This window comes from Rhizobium deserti, from assembly GCF_004358025.1.
Taxonomy (GTDB): domain Bacteria; phylum Pseudomonadota; class Alphaproteobacteria; order Rhizobiales; family Rhizobiaceae; genus Neorhizobium; species Neorhizobium deserti.
In genome coordinates, this window is sequence record NZ_SMTL01000008.1 from 1 (window position 1) to 18424 (window position 18424).

15 protein-coding genes are annotated in these 18424 nt (G+C 60.3%); 12 read left to right on the forward strand and 3 right to left on the reverse strand.

The window, feature by feature from the left end:
* Positions 1–180: 180 nt before the first annotated feature.
* Positions 181–453 (reverse strand): hypothetical protein, encoded by a 273-nt coding sequence (locus tag E2F50_RS20800; protein WP_133318111.1) that lies wholly within the window; start codon positions 451–453, stop codon positions 181–183.
* Between the two features lie 34 nt (positions 454–487).
* On the opposite strand from E2F50_RS20800, the gene E2F50_RS20805 reads away from it, so the two are divergent.
* From E2F50_RS20805 to E2F50_RS20825, 5 genes are all read left to right on the forward strand, one after another.
* On the forward strand, positions 488–1438 hold the full coding sequence (locus E2F50_RS20805; RefSeq protein WP_133318112.1) for a phosphoribosylaminoimidazolesuccinocarboxamide synthase: 951 nt from the start codon (positions 488–490) through the stop codon (positions 1436–1438).
* 38 nt (positions 1439–1476) lie between these two features.
* Positions 1477–2079: a TetR/AcrR family transcriptional regulator gene (locus E2F50_RS20810; RefSeq protein WP_133318113.1), complete on the forward strand. Its 603-nt coding sequence runs from the start codon at positions 1477–1479 to the stop codon at positions 2077–2079.
* A 149-nt stretch (positions 2080–2228) separates the two neighbouring features.
* Complete coding sequence (locus tag E2F50_RS20815; RefSeq protein ID WP_133318114.1) at positions 2229–3428, forward strand: efflux RND transporter periplasmic adaptor subunit; 1200 nt, start codon at positions 2229–2231, stop codon at positions 3426–3428.
* A gap of 44 nt (positions 3429–3472) precedes the next feature.
* Positions 3473–6583: an efflux RND transporter permease subunit gene (locus tag E2F50_RS20820; RefSeq protein WP_133318115.1), complete on the forward strand. Its 3111-nt coding sequence runs from the start codon at positions 3473–3475 to the stop codon at positions 6581–6583.
* A 116-nt stretch (positions 6584–6699) separates the two neighbouring features.
* Positions 6700–8148 (forward strand): efflux transporter outer membrane subunit, encoded by a 1449-nt coding sequence (locus tag E2F50_RS20825; RefSeq protein WP_133318116.1) that lies wholly within the window; start codon positions 6700–6702, stop codon positions 8146–8148.
* Between the two features lie 113 nt (positions 8149–8261).
* On the opposite strand, the gene efp is transcribed toward E2F50_RS20825, so the two are convergent.
* Positions 8262–8831 carry an elongation factor P gene (gene efp / locus E2F50_RS20830; RefSeq protein WP_133318117.1) on the reverse strand — a complete coding sequence of 190 codons (570 nt, stop codon included), beginning with the start codon at positions 8829–8831 and terminating at the stop codon, positions 8262–8264.
* 165 nt (positions 8832–8996) lie between these two features.
* On the opposite strand from efp, the gene epmA reads away from it, so the two are divergent.
* The 7 genes from epmA (at position 8997) to E2F50_RS20865 (ending at position 17235) form a co-directional block, all read left to right on the forward strand.
* Positions 8997–10067, forward strand: coding sequence for an EF-P lysine aminoacylase EpmA (epmA, locus tag E2F50_RS20835; protein WP_133318118.1), 1071 nt, complete (start codon positions 8997–8999; stop codon positions 10065–10067).
* The gene (locus tag E2F50_RS20840) at positions 10064–11110 is read left to right on the forward strand and encodes a lysine-2,3-aminomutase-like protein (protein WP_133318119.1); all 1047 of its coding nucleotides are present in this window, start codon (positions 10064–10066) and stop codon (positions 11108–11110) included. Before epmA ends, E2F50_RS20840 begins: the two co-directional genes overlap by 4 nt.
* 313 nt (positions 11111–11423) lie before the next feature.
* Complete coding sequence (locus E2F50_RS20845; protein ID WP_133318120.1) at positions 11424–11675, forward strand: acyl carrier protein; 252 nt, start codon at positions 11424–11426, stop codon at positions 11673–11675.
* Positions 11675–12856 carry an acyl-CoA dehydrogenase family protein gene (locus tag E2F50_RS20850; RefSeq protein ID WP_133318121.1) on the forward strand — a complete coding sequence of 394 codons (1182 nt, stop codon included), beginning with the start codon at positions 11675–11677 and terminating at the stop codon, positions 12854–12856. Before E2F50_RS20845 ends, E2F50_RS20850 begins: the two co-directional genes overlap by 1 nt.
* 49 nt (positions 12857–12905) lie before the next feature.
* Positions 12906–13817, forward strand: a complete 912-nt coding sequence (locus E2F50_RS20855) for an amino acid--[acyl-carrier-protein] ligase (protein ID WP_133318122.1) — start codon at positions 12906–12908, stop codon at positions 13815–13817.
* 5 nt (positions 13818–13822) lie between these two features.
* Positions 13823–14812, forward strand: coding sequence for a DUF1839 family protein (locus tag E2F50_RS20860; protein WP_133318123.1), 990 nt, complete (start codon positions 13823–13825; stop codon positions 14810–14812).
* Entirely contained in the window at positions 14809–17235 is a 2427-nt protein-coding gene (locus E2F50_RS20865; RefSeq protein ID WP_245515523.1) for a glycoside hydrolase family 2 protein, read from the forward strand. Before E2F50_RS20860 ends, E2F50_RS20865 begins: the two co-directional genes overlap by 4 nt.
* A 64-nt stretch (positions 17236–17299) precedes the next feature.
* On the opposite strand, the gene E2F50_RS20870 is transcribed toward E2F50_RS20865, so the two are convergent.
* On the reverse strand, positions 17300–18349 hold the full coding sequence (locus tag E2F50_RS20870; RefSeq protein ID WP_245515524.1) for a glycoside hydrolase family 5 protein: 1050 nt from the start codon (positions 18347–18349) through the stop codon (positions 17300–17302).
* Between the last annotated feature and the right edge of the window lie 75 nt (positions 18350–18424).

Below are 18424 nucleotides of genomic sequence, written 5' to 3' on the forward strand. Positions count from 1 at the left end.
CCAATCAGCATGCGCCAACTTAATAAGGATTTCTCAAGAACAAAGGACTTCGTCGCCAGCAGCGCCGCCGCCCTCGTCAGTGAGCGGTTTATAAATCTAACCAACCAAACAAGTCAACACAGGTTTTTCGAAAAACAAGAAAAAGATGTAAGGCGATGATTTGAAACCATAATCCGGAACTCAATCTAAACCGGCAGCCGATACCGGCAAAATCGCCGACCAATACCGCTCTCGGATCAAGACCCGAAGACACACCTCGAAATCTGTCGCGATCAAAACCGCCACGGCATCATGCTCAATGTCTCGCTGATGACCAAAAGATGGGGCGCAAAAGGATGATTTATAAGGGATGATGGGCAAAAGCAGGCCAAGGGCGGCCATACGCTGACCCCCAGCAATGGTCATATTCTTGTGCAGGTGCAGCAAAATATGCGATAGCCAGCACATCAACATGCCATTTTGGGCTCCTATCCGGAAAGAGCATTCCTTGCGCATCCTCTCAGACGCCTTCATCCCCGAGCTCCCCAATTACTATCGCGGCAAGGTGCGCGAAAATTACGATCTGCCCGACGGCCGGCGCATCATCATTGCCACCGACAGGCTGAGCGCTTTCGACCGCATCCTCACCTCCATCCCCGACAAGGGGCATGTGCTGACCCAGACGGCGCGCTACTGGTTCGAGGCGACCGGCGACATCTGCCCCAATCACGTGCTCGCCTATCCGGATCCCAATGTCGTCATCGGCAAGCGTCTCGACATCCTGCCAGTCGAAGTTGTGGTACGGGGGTATCTGGCCGGCACCACCGGCACGTCGCTGCTGACCCTCTATAAGAATGGCGAACGCAATATGTATGGTCTGGCGCTTCCAGACGGGTTGCGCGACAACCAAGTCCTGCCGCAGCCGGTGATCACGCCGACCAGTAAGGCCTTTGATGGCGGCCATGACGAGCCGCTGACGCCCGGCGAGATCCTCGAGCATGGCCTGTTGACGCGCGAGCAGTGGCAAACCCTGTCACACTATGCGCTGGCGCTTTTTGCCCGCGGACAGCAGCTGGCGGCAAAACAGGGACTGATCCTCGTCGACACGAAATATGAATTCGGCACGGATCTCGACGGCAATATCATGCTTGCCGACGAAATCCACACGCCCGACAGCAGCCGCTACTGGATCGCCGACAGCTATGAGGCGGCCTTCCGCAATGGCGGCCGCCCGAAGAGCTTCGACAAGGATTTCATCCGGTCCTGGGTGGTGGAACGCTGCGATCCCTATAAGGATGCCATCCCCGAGATCCCGCAGGACCTGGTCGCCGAAACCGCACAAGTCTACCGGAGTGCCTATGAAACCATCACCGGCCGACCGTTTTCGCCCGACACAATCGGCGAAACTGTGCTTGCCCGGATCCGCCGCAATCTCGAGTCGTTTTTCGTCGCCGGCTGATGCGGGCATCTGGCGCAAGCGGATGATGGGAGGGTCGGTTGAGAAGACCGAGACGCAAAGCCGAGGAAACGAGAGACGATATCCTCGTCACAGCGGAAGCCCTTTTGCGCAAGAAAGGCATATCCGGCTTCTCCATCGCCGACCTGGCCGGCGAGCTGCAAATGTCCCCAGCCAATGTCTTCAAGCATTTTCAGTCGAAAGCGGTTCTTGCCGACGCCATCTGTGATCGCCATATCAGTCATATGATCGGGCGTTTCCAGGCGTTCGACGAACCGGCCCCGGCGCCCGAACGATTGGCCATCGTGGTGCGCAAGCTGATGGAAGCGCATCTGGCCGATATCCGCGAAAACCCATTTCTCTTTGAGATGCTGGTCGTCATGTCTGAAGCCAACCTCCCCAGTGGCCGGCACTATAAGGAGTTGATCGAGAATCTCTTCTCCGACCTTATCCGTCACGGCATTTCCAGCGGCGTGTATACCTGTTCGGCCGATACACCGATCAATCGGACGGTCGCATCCGCCTTTGCCAGCGTCCTGCATCCCGTCTTCTTGATCGGAGGCGACGAGGAGGAACTGCGCGAGCGTTGCACTGCACTTGCCGAACTTGTGAATGCTGCGCTGCAAAAGCCGCTTGCAAAGTGACGATAGGTTACTTACGTCACTTCAATCGACCCGCGGTGGAAACTCTTGGTCCCGGCCACTGTTCCGTAAGCTGCATACGAGTTAACCTTCTTCCTGCCGTCGGACCAATGGTCGGGCGGTGATGCGCAACACCTGCCTTGGACGACGCCATGACCGGACGCAAACTTGCACTTTTCCTCCTTCTTCCCGTTTTGCTTGCCGCCTGCAGCGATTCCGGTGACCAGAAGTCGGCAGGCGGCGCCGCCAATGGAGGCGCGCCGCAAAAGCCGCCGCAGGCGGTCAGTGTGGTCGTTATGAAAAAAGCCGAGCGGCCGATCACCGCCATTCTTCCGGGACGCGCGGTTGCATTCCAGACCGCGGAAATTCGTCCGCGGGTCACGGGCGCGATCAAGGAAATCGCCTTCAAGGAAGGCAGCGAAGTGAAGGCCGGCGACATCCTCTACCAGATCGAGGACAACACCTATGCCGCGGCCTTCGCGCAAGCTCAGGCAACATTGTCAAAAGCCCAGGTCAGCATTCCTTCGGCGCAGGCCAACCTCAATCGCTACGAGCGCCTGGTCAACAGCGGTGCCACACAGATCGAATACGAAAATGCCAAGGTGACTTTGCTGCAAGCGCAGGCCGACGTCGAACAAGCAAAGGCGGCCCTTCAGTCGGCAGAAATCGATCTAGACCTGACGAAGATCCGGGCACCTTTCGATGGCGTTACCACCATTTCCGCCGTCAGCATTGGCAATATCGTCACCGCCAATCAGACAACGGCGCTGACCACATTGCGCCGGCTTGACCCGATCTACATAGACCTCATCGATTCCAGCACCAACCTTCTTGATCTTCGCGCTGCCATGGCATCCGGCCGCCTGAGCGGTGACCCGCGCAAGGCCGACATCCGGCTGAAGCTCGAGGACGGCACTAACTACCCGCTGACCGGCAAGCTGGACATGTCCGAAATGGCCGTCAGTGAAACCACCGGAACCTACCAAATCCGGGCTCTCTTCGACAACCCGGACGACATCATCCTGCCGGGCATGTATGTGCGCGCCAGCATCACCGTCGGCAACGAGAACGGCTACCTCATTCCGCAGCGGGCAGCGACCCGCAATGCCCGGGGTGAACTGTCTGCCAAGTTCGTAGGCGCGGACAACAAGGTGGAAACCCGCACCTTCACGGTGAGCAAGTCCTCCGGGAATAACTGGCTGGTCACCGACGGCATCACAGACGGCGATCGCCTGATCGTCGACGGGTTCCAGTGGATCAGCGACGGCGCTCCGGTTCAGCCGGTGGAGGCGACGGTCAACGAGCAGGGCTTTGCGGTTGAAAAGCCGAAGGTGGACGAAGCCAAGCCATGATCGACGCCGGAACCGCAGCTAGAGATTTGGCAAGGAATATCTGAATGGCGCATTTCTTCATCCGGCGACCGGTCTTCGCCTGGGTCATCGCAATCGTGATCATGCTCGGCGGTGCTCTTGCCATCTCGACCTTGTCGATCTCGCAATATCCTGACATTGCCCCGACGACGGTGCGAATTACCTCCTCCTACAGCGGCGCCAGTGCCGAGACCGTAGAGAAATCGGTGACCAGTATCATCGAAGACGGCATGACCGGCCTCGATGATTTGACTTATATGACGTCGGCTTCCTCCACTGGCCGCTCCACCGTAACCTTGACCTTCGGCAACAGCATTATGCCGGACATTGCCCAGGTGCAGGTGCAGAACAAGCTGCAACTCGTCCAGTCCCAGCTTCCCGACGTGGTGCAGCAGCAGGGAATCGAAGTCGCGCGCTCTACATCCAGCATTTTGTTGGTCGGCGCTTTGGTGTCGACAGACGGAACGCGCAGTTCCGTCGACCTCGGTGACCTCTTCGCTACCTCGATCGAGGATCAGATCCAGCGTCTCGAAGGCGTCGGAAGCATCAATGTCTTCGGTTCCGGCTACGCTATGCGAGTCTGGCTCGACCCGTTCAAGCTGCAGAAATACCAGCTGACGACCTCCGATGTCACTTCTGCGATCGAAGCCCAGAACACCCAGGTTTCGGTGGGCTCTCTGGGCGCGCAGCCCGTTCTCGAAGGCCAGCAGCTGACGGTCACCATGACGGCGCAAAGCCAGCTGACCACTGTCGATGATTTCGAGCGGGTGATCCTCAAGGTCGAGCAGGACGGCGCAACCGTGCGGCTTAGCGACGTGGCACGGGTGGAAATTGGCCAGGAAACCTATGGCGGCAGCTCGCGCCAGAATGCTCGGCCGGCAGCAGGTTTTGCGGTCAACCTGGCAACCGGCGCCAATGCGCTCGATACGGCTTCCCGCGTGCGGGCAGAACTTACGCGTGTTGCCCCAGGCCTGCCTCAGGGCGTGGAAATCACCTATCCCTATGACACGACGCCATTCGTCGAGCTGTCGATCGAAAAGGTCGTGCACACGCTGATCGAGGCGATCGTTCTCGTCTTCGTGGTCCTTTTGGTCTTCCTTCAGAACCTACGGGCGACATTCATACCAATGATCGCCGTGCCGGTCGTGCTTCTTGGCACTTTCGGCATCCTGGCCATCACCGGTTACTCCATCAATACGCTGACCATGTTCGCCATGGTCCTGGCCATCGGCCTGCTTGTCGACGATGCCATCGTGGTGGTCGAAAACGTTGAGCGCATCATGGATGAAGAAGGCTTGTCGCCTTTGGAAGCCACTGAAAAGTCCATGCATGAAATCACTGGCGCCATTGTCGGTATTGCGCTGGTCCTGACGGCCGTCTTCATTCCAATGGCCTTCTTCGGCGGCTCGACCGGCATCATCTATCGCCAGTTCTCGATCACCATTGTCTCAGCCATGCTGCTCTCGGCCCTCATCGCGATCGTGCTGACGCCTGCGCTTTGCGCAACCATGCTGAAGCCGATCAACCACGATAAGAAGGGCCGCGGAATCGGCGCCTGGTTCAACCGCGGCTTCGACCGCACAACCAATGGCTATGTCGGCACGATCGGCTACCTGTTGAAGCGCCCGCTGCGGGTAATGATCCTGTTCGCTTTGATCGTCGGCGGCTGTGCTTGGTTCTTCACGCGGCTGCCGAGCTCCTTCCTTCCCCAGGAAGACCAGGGCGTGCTGATGACGATCATCCAGACACCGGTTGGATCGACGACGGCCCGCACGGAAGAAGTGGTGAAGAAGATCGAAACCTTCTTCATGGAAAAGGAAAAAGACAATGTCGACGCGGTCTTCGGGGCCCTCGGCTTCAGCTTCAACGGAACCGGCCAGAACAACGCCATCGTCTTCACCAAACTCAAGGATTTCGATCAGCGGACGGGCACCGGCCAATCGGCGGCCGAAATCCTGCAGCGCGCCCAAGGCTATTTCTTCAGCTTGCGTGACGCCCAGGTGTTTGCGCTGCTGCCACCTGCGATCCAGGGCTTGGGCAATTCGAGCGGCTTTTCGCTCTATGTCGTCGACAGCGGCAACAACGGCAATGACGCGTTGACCCGGGTGAGCCAGCAACTGATTAGCGAAAGCGCAACCAATCCCTATATCAGCACCCTGCGCTCCAACAGCCAGCGCAATGAAACCCAGATGAAGATCCTTCTCGACCAGGAGAAGCTCGGCGCCATGGGCGTGGATCTCGCTTCGGTCAACTCGATGCTGGCAACCATTTTTGCCGGTCGGGATGTCAATGACTTCACGCTCAACAACGAGCTGAAGCCGGTTTATGTGCAGGGTGATGCTCCTTACCGCATGCAGCCGGACGACATCAAATACTGGTATGCGCGCAATACGGCAGGGGAAATGGTGCCGTTTTCCTCGTTCAGCAAATTGGAATGGGTTAACGGGACGCCGCAGCTGGCACGCTATAACGGCACCAGCGCCATATCGCTGGACGGCTCTTCGAAGCCCGGCGTCAGCACCGGTCAGGCCATGGATGAAATGGAGCGGCTGGTGACGGCGCTGCCCGGCGGCTATACGGTGGCCTGGCAGGGCATTTCGTACCAGGAAAAGTTATCCGGCTCTCAGGCGCCGGTTCTTTATGCCTTGTCGGTCCTGATCGTCTTTCTCTGCCTCGCAGCTCTTTACGAAAGCTGGTCGATCCCCTTCTCGGTCATCCTTGCCGTGCCGATCGGCGTCCTTGGCGCGCTTCTCGCTGCCCACCTCCTCGGCCAGTCGAACGACGTTTACTTCAAGGTCGGTCTGCTGACGACAATCGGTCTGGCGGCAAAGAATGCGATCCTTATCGTGGAGTTTGCTAAGGACCGACAAGAAACTGGTCTTGGCATTATCGAGGCGACCCTGCAGGCTGCGCGGCTTCGGCTTCGCCCGATCATCATGACCTCGCTGGCCTTCATTCTAGGGGTTGTTCCGCTTGCAGTTGCAACCGGAGCGGGCTCGGCGGCGCAGAACGCTATCGGCGTCGGGGTGCTTGGTGGTATGCTTTCTGCAACACTCCTCGGAATTTTCTTTGTTCCGTCCTTCTTTGTTGTCGTTCGCCGGTTATCAAACCGTGAAAAACGAGAGAAGAGAGTGTGAATCTGTTAACGGATTGCTAGCGACTAAGTCGCCGAACCAGTATTTTGAGTCGGCGACGCCAAGTTAGGTTTGCTCTGCAGGATGCGGAGCTATCAGTAAGGCTTTGGGACAAAGACATGACATCCATCCGCGTAGCCGCTCCTCTCGTCCTGCTACTTTTGTCCGGCTGCGTCGTCGGCCCGGACCACACAGCACCTCGTATATCATTGCCGACCAAGTTCGCAGAGGGCTCTAAGGCCAGCAATGGCGACGTTGCCATGAATGCCTGGTGGACGGCATTCGGCGACCGTCGTCTGAACGGCTATCTGGAGCAAGGTCTGTCGCAGAATCTCGATGTTCTCCAGGCGCTGGAACGTATTAACCAAGCGCAGGCCTCTGTCGTCAGCGCCGGCGCAGGAAGCCTGCCCTCGCTCGACCTCGGTTCTCAGGCAGAGCGCAGCGGCAGCAAGGACATCGGCGGCAATGCCGGAGCACTTGCGGCCAGCACCCCGCAGACGAGTGTGAGCGGCGGTCTGAGCGCTTCCTGGTTCCTCGACCTGTTCGGCCTTTATCGCCGGTCCAAGGAAGCGGCGCTTGCCAATCTCGACGCGGCTTATGCCAACGTCGATATCGCGCGCCTGACCCTGTTGTCGCAGGTAGCATCCGCCTATATCGACGTGCGGTATTATCAGGAGCGCATCGCTATCGCCCAGCAGAACCTGGGTTCTCGCCGCGAAACGCTGAACCTGACCAAGCTGCAGCTCGAAGCGGGTGCCGCCTCCCGTCTGGACGTCGTGCAATCAGAAGGTCTGGTTAATTCCACGCTGGCAGATATTCCTGCTCTGGAAACCCAGTTCCGCCAAGCGGCGCACCGGATCGCGACCTTGCTCGGGCTGCCGGCGTCGTCGCTCGTCTCGGAACTACAGAAAAGGAGCGGCGGCCAGCCGGTTGCCCGCTTCAACCCGAAATCTGGCATTCCGGCTGACCTGATCCGTAACCGTCCGGACATCCGTGCCGCCGAACGCGCATTGGCAGCCGCAGTAGCTCAGGTTGGCGTTGCCGAAGCTCAGCTTTATCCGGCCATCACACTGGGCGGCTCGATTACCCCGTCCTACACGAAGTCCGGCGCTGCCGAGGCAGGCCTGCTGTCTTGGTCCTTTGGTCCGTCCCTCAGCCTGCCGATCTTCGACGGCGGAGCACTGCGGGCGAACCTGTCTTCGTCGGAATCGGCAGCTCGTGAAGCCTATCTGGCCTGGAAGGAAACCGTCCTCAACGGCGTGGAAGAAGTCGAGAACGCGCTTGCCGCAGTGGCTCGCGACGGCCGCACTGTTTCGGCGCTGCGGGCCACCGTCAAGTCTTACCAGGAAGCGCTGCAACTCGCGACGGCGAGCTATCGCGATGGTGCATCCTCGCTGCTCGACGTCCTCGACGCGCAGCGCCAGGTCTCCACTGCTCAGGCGAACCTCGCCCAGGCCGTGCAGCAGATGGCGCAGGATTACATCTCGCTTAACGTCGCAGTGGGTGGCGGTTATGCGGTTGGCAAGACCGTAGCGCCGACCAAGGTGGCTCTCGTTGTCAAGAACTGATCGGTTGGATACGGCCGGCTGATGCCGGCCTTTTATCCCGGATACAAAAACCTCCGAAGTCTGACTTCGGAGGTTTTTTGTCGGGCGGTAGCCGCCGAAGCAGCAAGTGCAGCTTAGTTCTTGGCACGTTCCACGTAGGAATTGTCTTCCGTGGCAATGACGACGCGGGTTCCGGCATCGATGTGCGGCGGAACGTTGGTGCGGATGCCGTTCGACAGCATGGCGGGCTTGTAGGACGACGATGCCGTCTGGCCCTTGGTCACCGGTTCCGTCTCGACGATTTCGAGTGTCACGTGGCGCGGCAGCTGGAGGGCCAGCGCAATGCCTTCATGCATCGACAGGATACAGGTCATGCCTTCCTGCAGATAAGCCTTCTGGTCGCCCATCGTATCCACATCCACGACGACCTGATCATAGGTCTCCGGGTTCATGAAGTGGAAGCCTTCGCCGTCTTCATAAAGGAACTGGTGGTTGACGTCCTCAACGAAGGCGCGCTCGACCTGCTCGGTGGTACGCCAGCGTTCCGCCACCTTCACGCCGTCGACGATGCGGCGCATGTTGACCTGCGTGACGGGCGTACCTTTGCCGGGATGGAAGTTTTCCGCGGTGAGAACGACATAGAGCTTGCCGTCGACGTCGATGACGTTGCCCTTGCGGACGGAAGAGGCGATGACCTTGACCATAGGATTCCTTATGTAGCGAACCGGCTTGTAACTGCCGAAAATGCGTCGTAGAGGACCGGGCGATAACCGGCCCGAAGGACGGATCGTCTGCTTTCCGGGCGGAACTACTCCAAAACCGCGCAAAGTGGAAGCCTTGCGGGGGAGAACCGGCAAAGAAAGCCGCAAATGAACTCGTCCGTACCTGCCATATCCCGTCCGCAGTGGTGGAGGCCCGATCGTCATGCCGATCGCCGGCCCTTCCTCCTGGGACGCAACGCGATCCAGACCTGTCTGCGCGACTTTTTCAGAACGCGCGACTTCCTGGAGGTGGACACCGCCACCCTTCAGGTCTCCCCCGGCAATGAGACGCATCTGCACGCCTTCTCGACCGAGGCCCTCACCATCGACGGGCGGGCCGCACCGTTCTATCTTCATACGTCACCTGAATTTGCAGCCAAGAAGCTGCTGGCGGCGGGCGAAGAGCGCATTTTCACCTTTGCGCATGTTTACCGCAACCGGGAGCGCGGGCGGCTGCATCATCCGGAATTCACGATGCTGGAATGGTACCGGGTGGGCGCTGACTACACGCAGCTAATGTCCGATTGCGCCGAAATGCTGGCCCTTGCCGCGGAGACGGTCGGGACGAAGAGTTTCACTTTCAACGGCTTCAAGGTCGATCCGTTCGCCGAGCCGGAGCGGTTGACGCTGGCGGAAGCCTTTGAACGCTGTGCCGGCATTGACCTGCTCGCCTCGGTCGCGGCAAGCGGCGAGACTGACCGTGACGAATTGGCCGCCGGACTCGCCGAAGCGGGAATCCGCTATGCCACAGACGACAGTTGGGCGGACCTGTTCAGCAAGGTGCTGGTCGAAAGGGTCGAACCCAATCTCGGCCAGGGCCGCGCCACGATCCTTTGCGAATATCCGATCTCGGAAGCGGCTCTTGCCCGCCCTTCGTCCCGTGATCCGCGCGTGGCTGACCGTTTCGAGCTTTACGCCTGCGGGGTGGAGCTTGCCAATGCCTTTGGCGAACTGACCGATGCGGGCGAGCAGCGCCGCCGGTTCGAGCACGAGATGGCGGAAAAGGCCCGCATCTACGGCGAGACCTATCCGATCGACGAGGATTTCCTCGCCGCACTGAGCATCATGCCTGAGGCGAGCGGCGCAGCCCTCGGCTTCGACCGTCTCGCCATGCTGGCAACCGGCGCGACACGGATCGAACAGGTCATGTGGGCGCCCGTCGCGGAGGTTTTTCCATGATTCCCGCCCGTTCGTTGAAGACTGCGGAGGAACTGGCATCGGCCGGCTTGGTTCATGCGGAGCAAGTGGATGCTATCAAGGCAGTGGCGGAACGATATGCGATCGCCCTCACGCCGACGGTCGTCTCGCTGATCGACCGCGCCGAAGCGAGTGATCCAATTGGGCGGCAATTCGTTCCCGATGCGGCGGAACTGGTGACAACGCCGGAGGAACGCGCCGATCCGATCGGAGATGAGGCCCACAGCCCGGTCAAAGGCATTGTCCACCGCTATCCGGACCGGGTGCTCCTGAAGGCGGTGCACATCTGCCCCGTTTACTGCCGCTTCTGCTTCCGGCGCGAAATGGTGGGGCCCAAGGGCGACGGTACGCTTTCATCGGAAGACCTGGATGCCGCCTTCTCCTATATCCGCGAGCACAAGGAAATCTGGGAGGTCATCCTCACCGGCGGCGATCCTCTGGTTTTGTCGCCCCGGCGGCTGGCAGCCATCATGCGAAGGTTGGCGGCCATCAACCACGTCCGGATCGTCCGCTTCCACACCCGCGTGCCGGTGGTCGACCCGGATCATGTCGACCAGGCGCTGATCGCGGCGCTCAAGGAAAGCGGCAAGGTCGTCTATGTCGCGCTGCATGCCAATCATCCGAGCGAACTGACCGGCAAGGCCCGTGACGCTTGCGCCCGACTGATCGATGCAGGGTTTCCGATGGTGAGCCAGACCGTGCTGCTGCGCGGCGTCAATGACGATCCGGCCGTACTCGGCGACCTGATGAAGGCTTTCGTCGAGACCCGGGTCAAGCCCTATTACCTGCACCATCCCGACCTCGCACCGGGCACCAGCCATTTCCGACTCGATATCGCCGAAGGTCAGAAAATCGTTTCCGCCCTTCGCGGCCATATCTCCGGCCTCTGCCAACCGACCTATGTGCTGGACATTCCCGGCGGCCACGGCAAGACAGTGATCGGCGAAAGCGCCGTTCGCCGCGAAGGCGGCTGCTATTCCGTCAGCGATTTTCGCGGCGAGGCACATGCATACCCGCCGCGGTGACGTCTCCGGCTCGGCTTTGCATTCATCCTACGGCTCTTGGAACCGACTTCATCGATTTCTGCCTTCTGCCAACACTCCGCCGCCCCGCAGTGTCCTGCCGTGGTGTCAAAGATCGAAGAGCCCACACGAATGCGGAACCTCATAGAGTTCTCGGCTCCGCTCTTGTCGAGCTGGAACATCGGCAGGAGTTTCCTCAAATCCTAGCGAATCCCGCAGCCCGATTTTCACCAGGTTTTTTTCCGGATTTTTATGCTTTCCCGCCTAAGGATGCAGCCAGCGATGATAGCGAAACGAACGATCGGGAGATGTCGAGATGAACGAGACCATTCGCGAACTTCTTGCCAAACTGGGTGGCTTGCCAGTCCCCGTGACAGACTTGGCGGATGACGCCGACCTTTATGCCGTGGGCCTTTCCTCCTTTGCGTCGGTGCAGCTCATGCTCGGCATTGAGGAAGCCTTCGACCTGGAATTCCCCGACAGCCTGCTGAACCGCAAATCTTTTGCCAGCATTGCCGCCATCGAGCAGACGCTGACACAAATCCTCAACAGCAAAGAGGCTGCCTGATGAGCCTTGCCGCGCTCGCAACCGACATGAGCATGAGCCTGCGCGCTCGCCGCGTCGCTGCGGTGGCGGCCGAATTTGCCAACCAGGTGGACCGGGACGCACGGTTCCCGGAAGAGGCCGTTAACGCCATGAAGGTCGAGCGCCTGCTCGGCGTCCAGATCCCTCTCCGCTTTGGCGGAGAGAGCGCTTCCATCGAAGAGCTTGCTGAAATCTGCGTCGTTCTCGGCCAGGCCTGCGCCGCGTCCGCCATGGTCTTTGCCATGCACCAGATCAAGGTTTCCAGCCTTGTGGAACATGGCTGCGAGAGCCCATGGCATATGGACTTCATGCGCGAGCTTGCTGCACGTCAGTTGCTGGTCGCCTCGGCAACGACGGAGGGTGGCATCGGCGGCAATATGCGAAACTCGATCTGCGCCATCGATGTGGACGGCAATACCTGCCGACTTATCAAAGATGCGACCGTGATTTCCTATGGCGCCCATGCAGACGTTATCATGGTGACCTCGCGCGCTCACGAAAACGCTGCCTCCACCGACCAGGTGATGACCGTGTTCAGGCGCGGCCAGTACAGCCTGGAAAAAACCGTCAGCTGGGACACGCTCGGCATGCGCGGCACCTGCTCCGACGGTTTCCTGTTCAAGGGCGAAGCGCCGGCCGTGCAGATCTTCCCGAAGCCGTTTGCGGAAATTGCGGCGCAATCCATGCTGGCCAATTCTCATCTGCTCTGGAGCGCGGTCTGGTACGGCATTGCCGCCGACGCGGTTCTGCGTGCCCAGGCCTTCGTCCGCGCCGCCGCCCGTAAGGCTCCCGGCAGCCAGCCGCCCGGCGCGCTGCGGCTTGCCGAAGCTGCAAGCCTTCTGCAGCTCTTGAAAGCCAACATCCTCTCCGGCCTGAAAGTCTATGCGGATGCGAAGGCCGATCCCGACCAGCTGTCTTCCATGGCTTTTTCGGTCGCCATGAACAACGTCAAGCTGGCCTCCTCGGAAACGATCCTCACCATCATCAACCAGGCGATGATCGTCTGCGGCATCATGGGCTACAAGAACGGCACGCCTTACAGCCTCGGCCGGCACCTGCGCGACGCCCATTCGGCGCAGCTGATGATCTCCAACGACCGCATCCTCGGCAATACGTCGACCATGCTTCTCGTGCAGAAACCGGACACCAGCCTCTTCGGCTGACGCCCACTCGTCACGTCAACGCACATCTTGAAACGAATGAGGTGAAGCCATGGACATGCAAATCTCCTTTCTCGACCGCCTGTTCGATGCCGGCCTGCTGATCGATACGGGTGTCGATGGACTTTATGGCCGCAGCGGCCATTTCGAAGACGTCATCGCCGCCTTCGAACGGCTGATCGACAAAGTCGGTGGCGGCGACGGCGCCGAAGCCATGCGCTTCCCGCCGGGCATGAACCGCGAATTCTTCGAAAAAAGCGGCTACATGAAAAGCTTTCCGCAATTGGCCGGCACGGTCCACTCCTTCTGCGGCAACGAGCTCGACCATATGAGCCTGCTGAAATGCATGGAGGTCGGCGAGGAGGACTGGACGGCGGGCCAGCAGGCAACCGATATCGTGCTGACGCCGGCGGCCTGCTATCCGCTCTATCCGACGATTGCCCGCCGCGGTAACCTTCCGGCCGGCGGCGCTCTTTTCGACCTGCAAAGCTATTGCTTCCGGCATGAGCCATCCAAGGACCCGGCGCGCCAGCAGCTGTTTCGCATGCGCGAATATGTCTGCATGGGCACCGAAAGCCATGTCACCGACTTCCGCCAGCTGTGGATGGATCGCGGCGTCGAGATGATGAAGTCGGTCGGCCTCGAGGTCGAGATCGACATCGCCAACGACCCGTTCTTCGGCCGGGCCGGCAAGATGCTGGTCAACAACCAGCGCGACCAGAACCTCAAATTCGAGCTGCTGATCCCGATCACCTCCGCAGCCAAGCCGACCGCCTGCATGAGCTTCAACTATCATCAGGACTCGTTCGGTCAGAAATGGGGCCTGAACCTCGTCGACGGCAGTGTCGCCCATACGGCCTGCGTCGGCTTCGGCCTGGAGCGCATCGCGCTGGCGCTCTTCCACACCCATGGGCTCGACGTGAAGCAATGGCCGGAACATGTCCGGTCGACACTCTGGGGCTGAAAGCCATGGCCGATACCGCTGTCTTCCCTGCGCTCGATCCGGCCGGCCATATCCCGCACGCCCTGCATTCGGCGGAGCGGATCTGGCCGGAAACCAATTGCTATGTCGATCTGTGGATCGAAGTTCTGGCGGCGCAGGGCCTGCCGCCCGAGGCCATGCTCGGCTTTACGTTGACGCAGGATTTCGAAGGCGACCAGTTCACCTTCTTCAAGGTGCCGCTGGAAGATCTCGAGGCGCTGTACGGCATTCGGGTGACCGAGCTGGCGATCTTCGACCGGCCGGAACGGCATGTGACCGAGCAGATCGTGCGCGGCCGGCTGGCGCTGCTCGAGCTCGACAGCTTCCATCTTCCCGATACGCGCGGCCTCACCTACCGCCAGGAGCACGGCAAGACCACGGTTGCCATCAACCGTCTCGACCTGCAGGCACGCGAGCTGGATTACTTCCACAATGGTGGCTTCTTCACCCTGTCGGGCGATGACTTCGACGGTCTGTTTCAGCTTAAAGCGGCGCCGGAAGCACTGCCTTTCCTGCCTTATACGGAGTTTGCCAAGTTTCCGGCCGCTTATCCGGATGCAAGGACGACCCGGGAAACGGCTTGGAGACTGTTGCGGCATCATTTCGCCCGTCGGCCGGCAAGCAATCCGATCCGGGCATTTGCGACCGTCTTTCCGGCGCAGGTGACGCAGCTGGCGGAGCGGGATTTCAGCGTCTTCCACAAATATGCCTTCAACACGCTGCGCCAGTTCGGCGCCAATTTCGAACTGCTGGCAAGCCATCTTGCCTGGCTCAATCACGCAGCCTTTGCGGAGCCGGAACGCCAGGCGATCCGGATTGCCGAAATCGCCAAATCGACGCAGTTCCAGCTGGCCCGTGCGGTGGCGCGCAAGAGGTTCGAGCCGCTTCCGGCCGTGCTTGAACCCGCTGCGGAAGCCTGGGACCTGCTGATGACTGACCTGGCGCGCACGCTCCACCGCTCCCGCGAGGCTGCGTGACGGCTGTGCGGTTCCTCGACGGAGAGATCAGCCTGCTTGACACGGGCTGGTCGCTGACCCTGTCGGCGTCCGGCGCTTATGCCAGACCGCTGGATATTCCCGCCGCGACCGAAGCCATACCCGCAGCCGTACCCGGCACAGTCGCGTCGGCGCTCGAATCTGCCGGCCGTTTTAAACGTAATGAGCCCCCGCCGCTGATCGACAAGGATGCCTGGTACCGGCGGCCGCTTGCGGGCGAGACGCCCGGGCCGGCTGTGCTGCGTTTCGAAGGTCTTGCTACGGTCGCCGAGGTTTTTTTGGGCGAGGAAGTCATCCTGTCTTCGGACAGCATGTTCGAAAGTCATGATGTCGCCGTGGAACTGACGGGAAACGATATTCTGTCCATCTGCTTTCGCGCCTTGAAGCCGCATCTGGACAAGCCCGGCCCCCGGGCCCGCTGGCGGCCGAGCCTGATGAACAACCAGGGCCTGCGCCTCATTCGCACCACGGCACTCGGCTTCATGCCGGGCTGGGCGCCGCAGGTTCATGCGGTCGGCCCCTGGCGCCCGGTTTCGCTGATCCGTCCGGGAATGCACCAGATCTCCCAGCTTTCGGTTTCCGCCGGCCTGGAGGAGAAAGCCGGCGTCCTGAGGGTCGGCTTCGAATATGACGGACCGGCTGCGGATCTGCGCCTGGCGTGCAACGGCCGTGAAACAATCTGCAGGGCGAGCGAGGGGCGATACTCGGCCGAGCTTTGCTTGCCGGACATCGAAGCCTGGTGGCCTCACACGCATGGGAAGCCGAGCCTCTACGAGGTGACGCTGCGCATTGCGCGCCAGGAATTCCTTGTCGCCCGCACCGGCTTCCGCAGTGTCCTGACGGATCGCGGCGCCGACGGCAAGGATTTCGCCCTCCTGGTCAACGGCGAGAAGATTTTCTGCCGCGGCGCCGTCTGGACAACAGCCGATATCGTGAGCCTGCCCGGCGACCGCGCCTCCTACCAGCCATGGCTGAGGGCTGCTGCGGATGCGGGCATGAACATGATCCGCATACCCGGCATCGCGGCTTATGAAAGTTCAGACTTCTTCCGGCTCTGCGACGAGCTGGGAATAATGGTCTGGCAGGATCTGATGTTTGCCAATTTCGACTATCCGGCCGCCGATCCGGATTTCATGATTCACGTGAAATCCGAAGTCCGGCAATTGTTGCAGGCAGTGCAAGCCTCGCCGTCGCTGGCCATCCTCTGCGGCGGCAGCGAAATCTACCAGCAGGGCGCCATGCTGGGATTGCCGGAGCGAATCTGGAAAGGCGCGTTCTGGGAAGAATTTCTTGCCGGGCTGGCGGCTGAGCATTGCCTAGACTTGCCCTATGTGCCGAACTCGCCGTCCGGCGGCACCTTGCCCTTCTTCTCCAACGCCGGCATTGCCCATTATTACGGCGTTGGCGCCTACAAGCGACCGCTCGACGATGCGCGACGCGCCAATATTCGCTTTGCCGCCGAATGCCTTGCCTTTTCCAATCTATCGGCCAGGGGAAGGCTGGCGGGTGGAAAGGCCGGGATCCCGCGAGACGCGGGAGCCGACTGGGATTTCGAAGATGTGCGGGATCATTACCTGCAGGTACTCTACAACGTGGACCCAGGTCGGCTTCGCCAGGAGGATTTCGACCGCTATCTCAAACTCTCCCGCGCCGTCACCGGCGAGGTGATGGAAGCGACCTTCGCCGAGTGGCGGATGCCGCGCTCCTCCTGCAACGGGGCTCTTGTCTTCACCTATCAGGATGTCATGGATGGTCCCGGTTGGGGCGTCGTTGGCACCGACGGGGAGCCGAAACCCGCCTGGCATGCGCTGAGGCGCGCCTTTCGGCCGGTTCATCTTGTGTTTTCCGACGAAGGCAATAACGGCCTCGACATCCATATCCTGAACGAGACGGCCAAGCCGCTTGACGCGGTAATCGAGGTGACCTGCCTGCGGGATGGCCGGGTTCCCGTCGTATCGGGTCGCCGCGCATTGACCCTCACGGCCCGCGGCAGCGAGAGCCTGGCCTGTACCGATCTGTTTGGCGCCTTCTTCGACACCAGTTACGCTTACCGTTTCGGCCCGCCATCGCATGACGTCACCGTGGCACGGCTAAGCGACGCGGAAACGGGACGTATCGTCGCGGAAGCTTTCCATTTTCCGCTGGGACGGGCAAAGGCGATCCATGAGGCGACATTAGCCACCATCTTGACCCAGGACGGCGAAGAATTGCGACTGGAGATTTCCAGCGACGTCTTCGCCCAATCCGTCAGTATCGATGCGCCTGGCTTCCGGGCTTCGGACAACTGGTTCCATCTGTCGCCGGATAGACCGAAAGTCATCCACCTTGTATCTTGCAGCAATGCGAGCCTGCAGCCCAAAGGCACGGTCCGATCACTCGGCAGTGGGCCAGTCGTGCATTTTTGAAAATAACTGCAGCGACTTCGGCAACGTTATGGTCTGTCCCCGCACCGCAAGGAATTTCCTTAGGTCAGCGGCCGCATCTCCCGCGGTCGGCAAAGATTGTGGCGAGCGTCTGCATTTGCGGACGGTCGCGCCCCTTCAAGGGCTGAATGCTCAACGGCTCGTTCGCCGGCCACCAATCTCCGGCAGCCCAATAGGACCAGCCGAGCCAGACATCCCGATTGGTCTCGATACTGGCCACCATCTCCGCGAGTGCGGCCTGGCAGGTCTCTGCTCTCGGGACGGCAAATTCTCCCAAAAAGCCGCGTCGGCCATTGTCTCGCAACCAGGTGGAAAAGGTGTTCAAGGCCTTGACGGCATCCGGCGCCCGTGAACACTCCTCGTTCTTGCCGGAAAAATCGGCATCGAGATACTGATGGACTTCAATGGCATAATTGTTGGCTGAATCGACGATACCGAGCATGACAGCGGCATTTGGGGTGCCGTAATCGCCGCCAAACCAGCTATGGGCTCCGCTCCATGACGTGCCTGGAACGAGAACGAGATTCTGGGTGCCTGTCTGCCGTATGGCCGCGATGGCGCCATTTGCAGCCGACAGCCAATTCTCCGCAGAGATCTCGTATGGCTCGTTCATCAAACCGAAAAGCACGTCATTCTTGTCTGCGAAAAGCGTGGCAAGCCGCCGCCAGAAATCAGCGAACGCACTTTGCGGAGTTTCCTCCGAACCGATGATCTTGCCGTTATAGCGAGCGTAGTTATGCGGATCGAGGATTGGCGTCATGCCCTTGGCACGCATAAGCTCGACGGTGGCGGCAAGCCGCTTTGCCTCCGCCTGGTCGAATTCCTCGTAGAGTTTCGGCTGCAGCCTTTCCCAAAGAAAAGGCAGGCGCACGGCATTGAAACCTTTGTTGGCGAAATAGGCGACCGTTCCGGATGAAGGATAGATATAGCCCTTGCCATGGGCTTCGCCGACCTCGCCGAATTCGGCTCCGGCGAGGTTTATGCCGCGCAGGCAGGTCACTTCAGCCATGGCGGGCTGGGCAGTCAGGGAGACGCAACCGAGAAAGGCAAGCAGCCGCCATCCGGTCGTCCGAAACTGCGAAAAACGGCTTTTCACCTCTTCCTCCAGATTTTTCCGGCCAAACTGACACCGCAACCTTTAGCAAAGGCTTAAGGAGAGACCCGATCCCGA

Bases quoted from the DNA above. Each gene is read 5' to 3' on its own strand.
- E2F50_RS20800 (WP_133318111.1), bottom strand. From the start codon at position 453: ATGTTGATGTGCTGGCTATCGCATATTTTGCTGCACCTGCACAAGAAT.
- E2F50_RS20815 (WP_133318114.1), top strand. From the start codon at position 2,229: ATGACCGGACGCAAACTTGCACTTTTCCTCCTTCTTCCCGTTTTGCTT.
- E2F50_RS20820 (WP_133318115.1), top strand. From the start codon at position 3,473: ATGGCGCATTTCTTCATCCGGCGACCGGTCTTCGCCTGGGTCATCGCA.
- E2F50_RS20825 (WP_133318116.1), top strand. From the start codon at position 6,700: ATGACATCCATCCGCGTAGCCGCTCCTCTCGTCCTGCTACTTTTGTCC.
- efp (WP_133318117.1), bottom strand. From the start codon at position 8,831: ATGGTCAAGGTCATCGCCTCTTCCGTCCGCAAGGGCAACGTCATCGAC.
- epmA (WP_133318118.1), top strand. From the start codon at position 8,997: ATGAACTCGTCCGTACCTGCCATATCCCGTCCGCAGTGGTGGAGGCCC.
- E2F50_RS20840 (WP_133318119.1), top strand. From the start codon at position 10,064: ATGATTCCCGCCCGTTCGTTGAAGACTGCGGAGGAACTGGCATCGGCC.
- E2F50_RS20845 (WP_133318120.1), top strand. From the start codon at position 11,424: ATGAACGAGACCATTCGCGAACTTCTTGCCAAACTGGGTGGCTTGCCA.
- E2F50_RS20850 (WP_133318121.1), top strand. From the start codon at position 11,675: ATGAGCCTTGCCGCGCTCGCAACCGACATGAGCATGAGCCTGCGCGCT.
- E2F50_RS20855 (WP_133318122.1), top strand. From the start codon at position 12,906: ATGGACATGCAAATCTCCTTTCTCGACCGCCTGTTCGATGCCGGCCTG.
- E2F50_RS20860 (WP_133318123.1), top strand. From the start codon at position 13,823: ATGGCCGATACCGCTGTCTTCCCTGCGCTCGATCCGGCCGGCCATATC.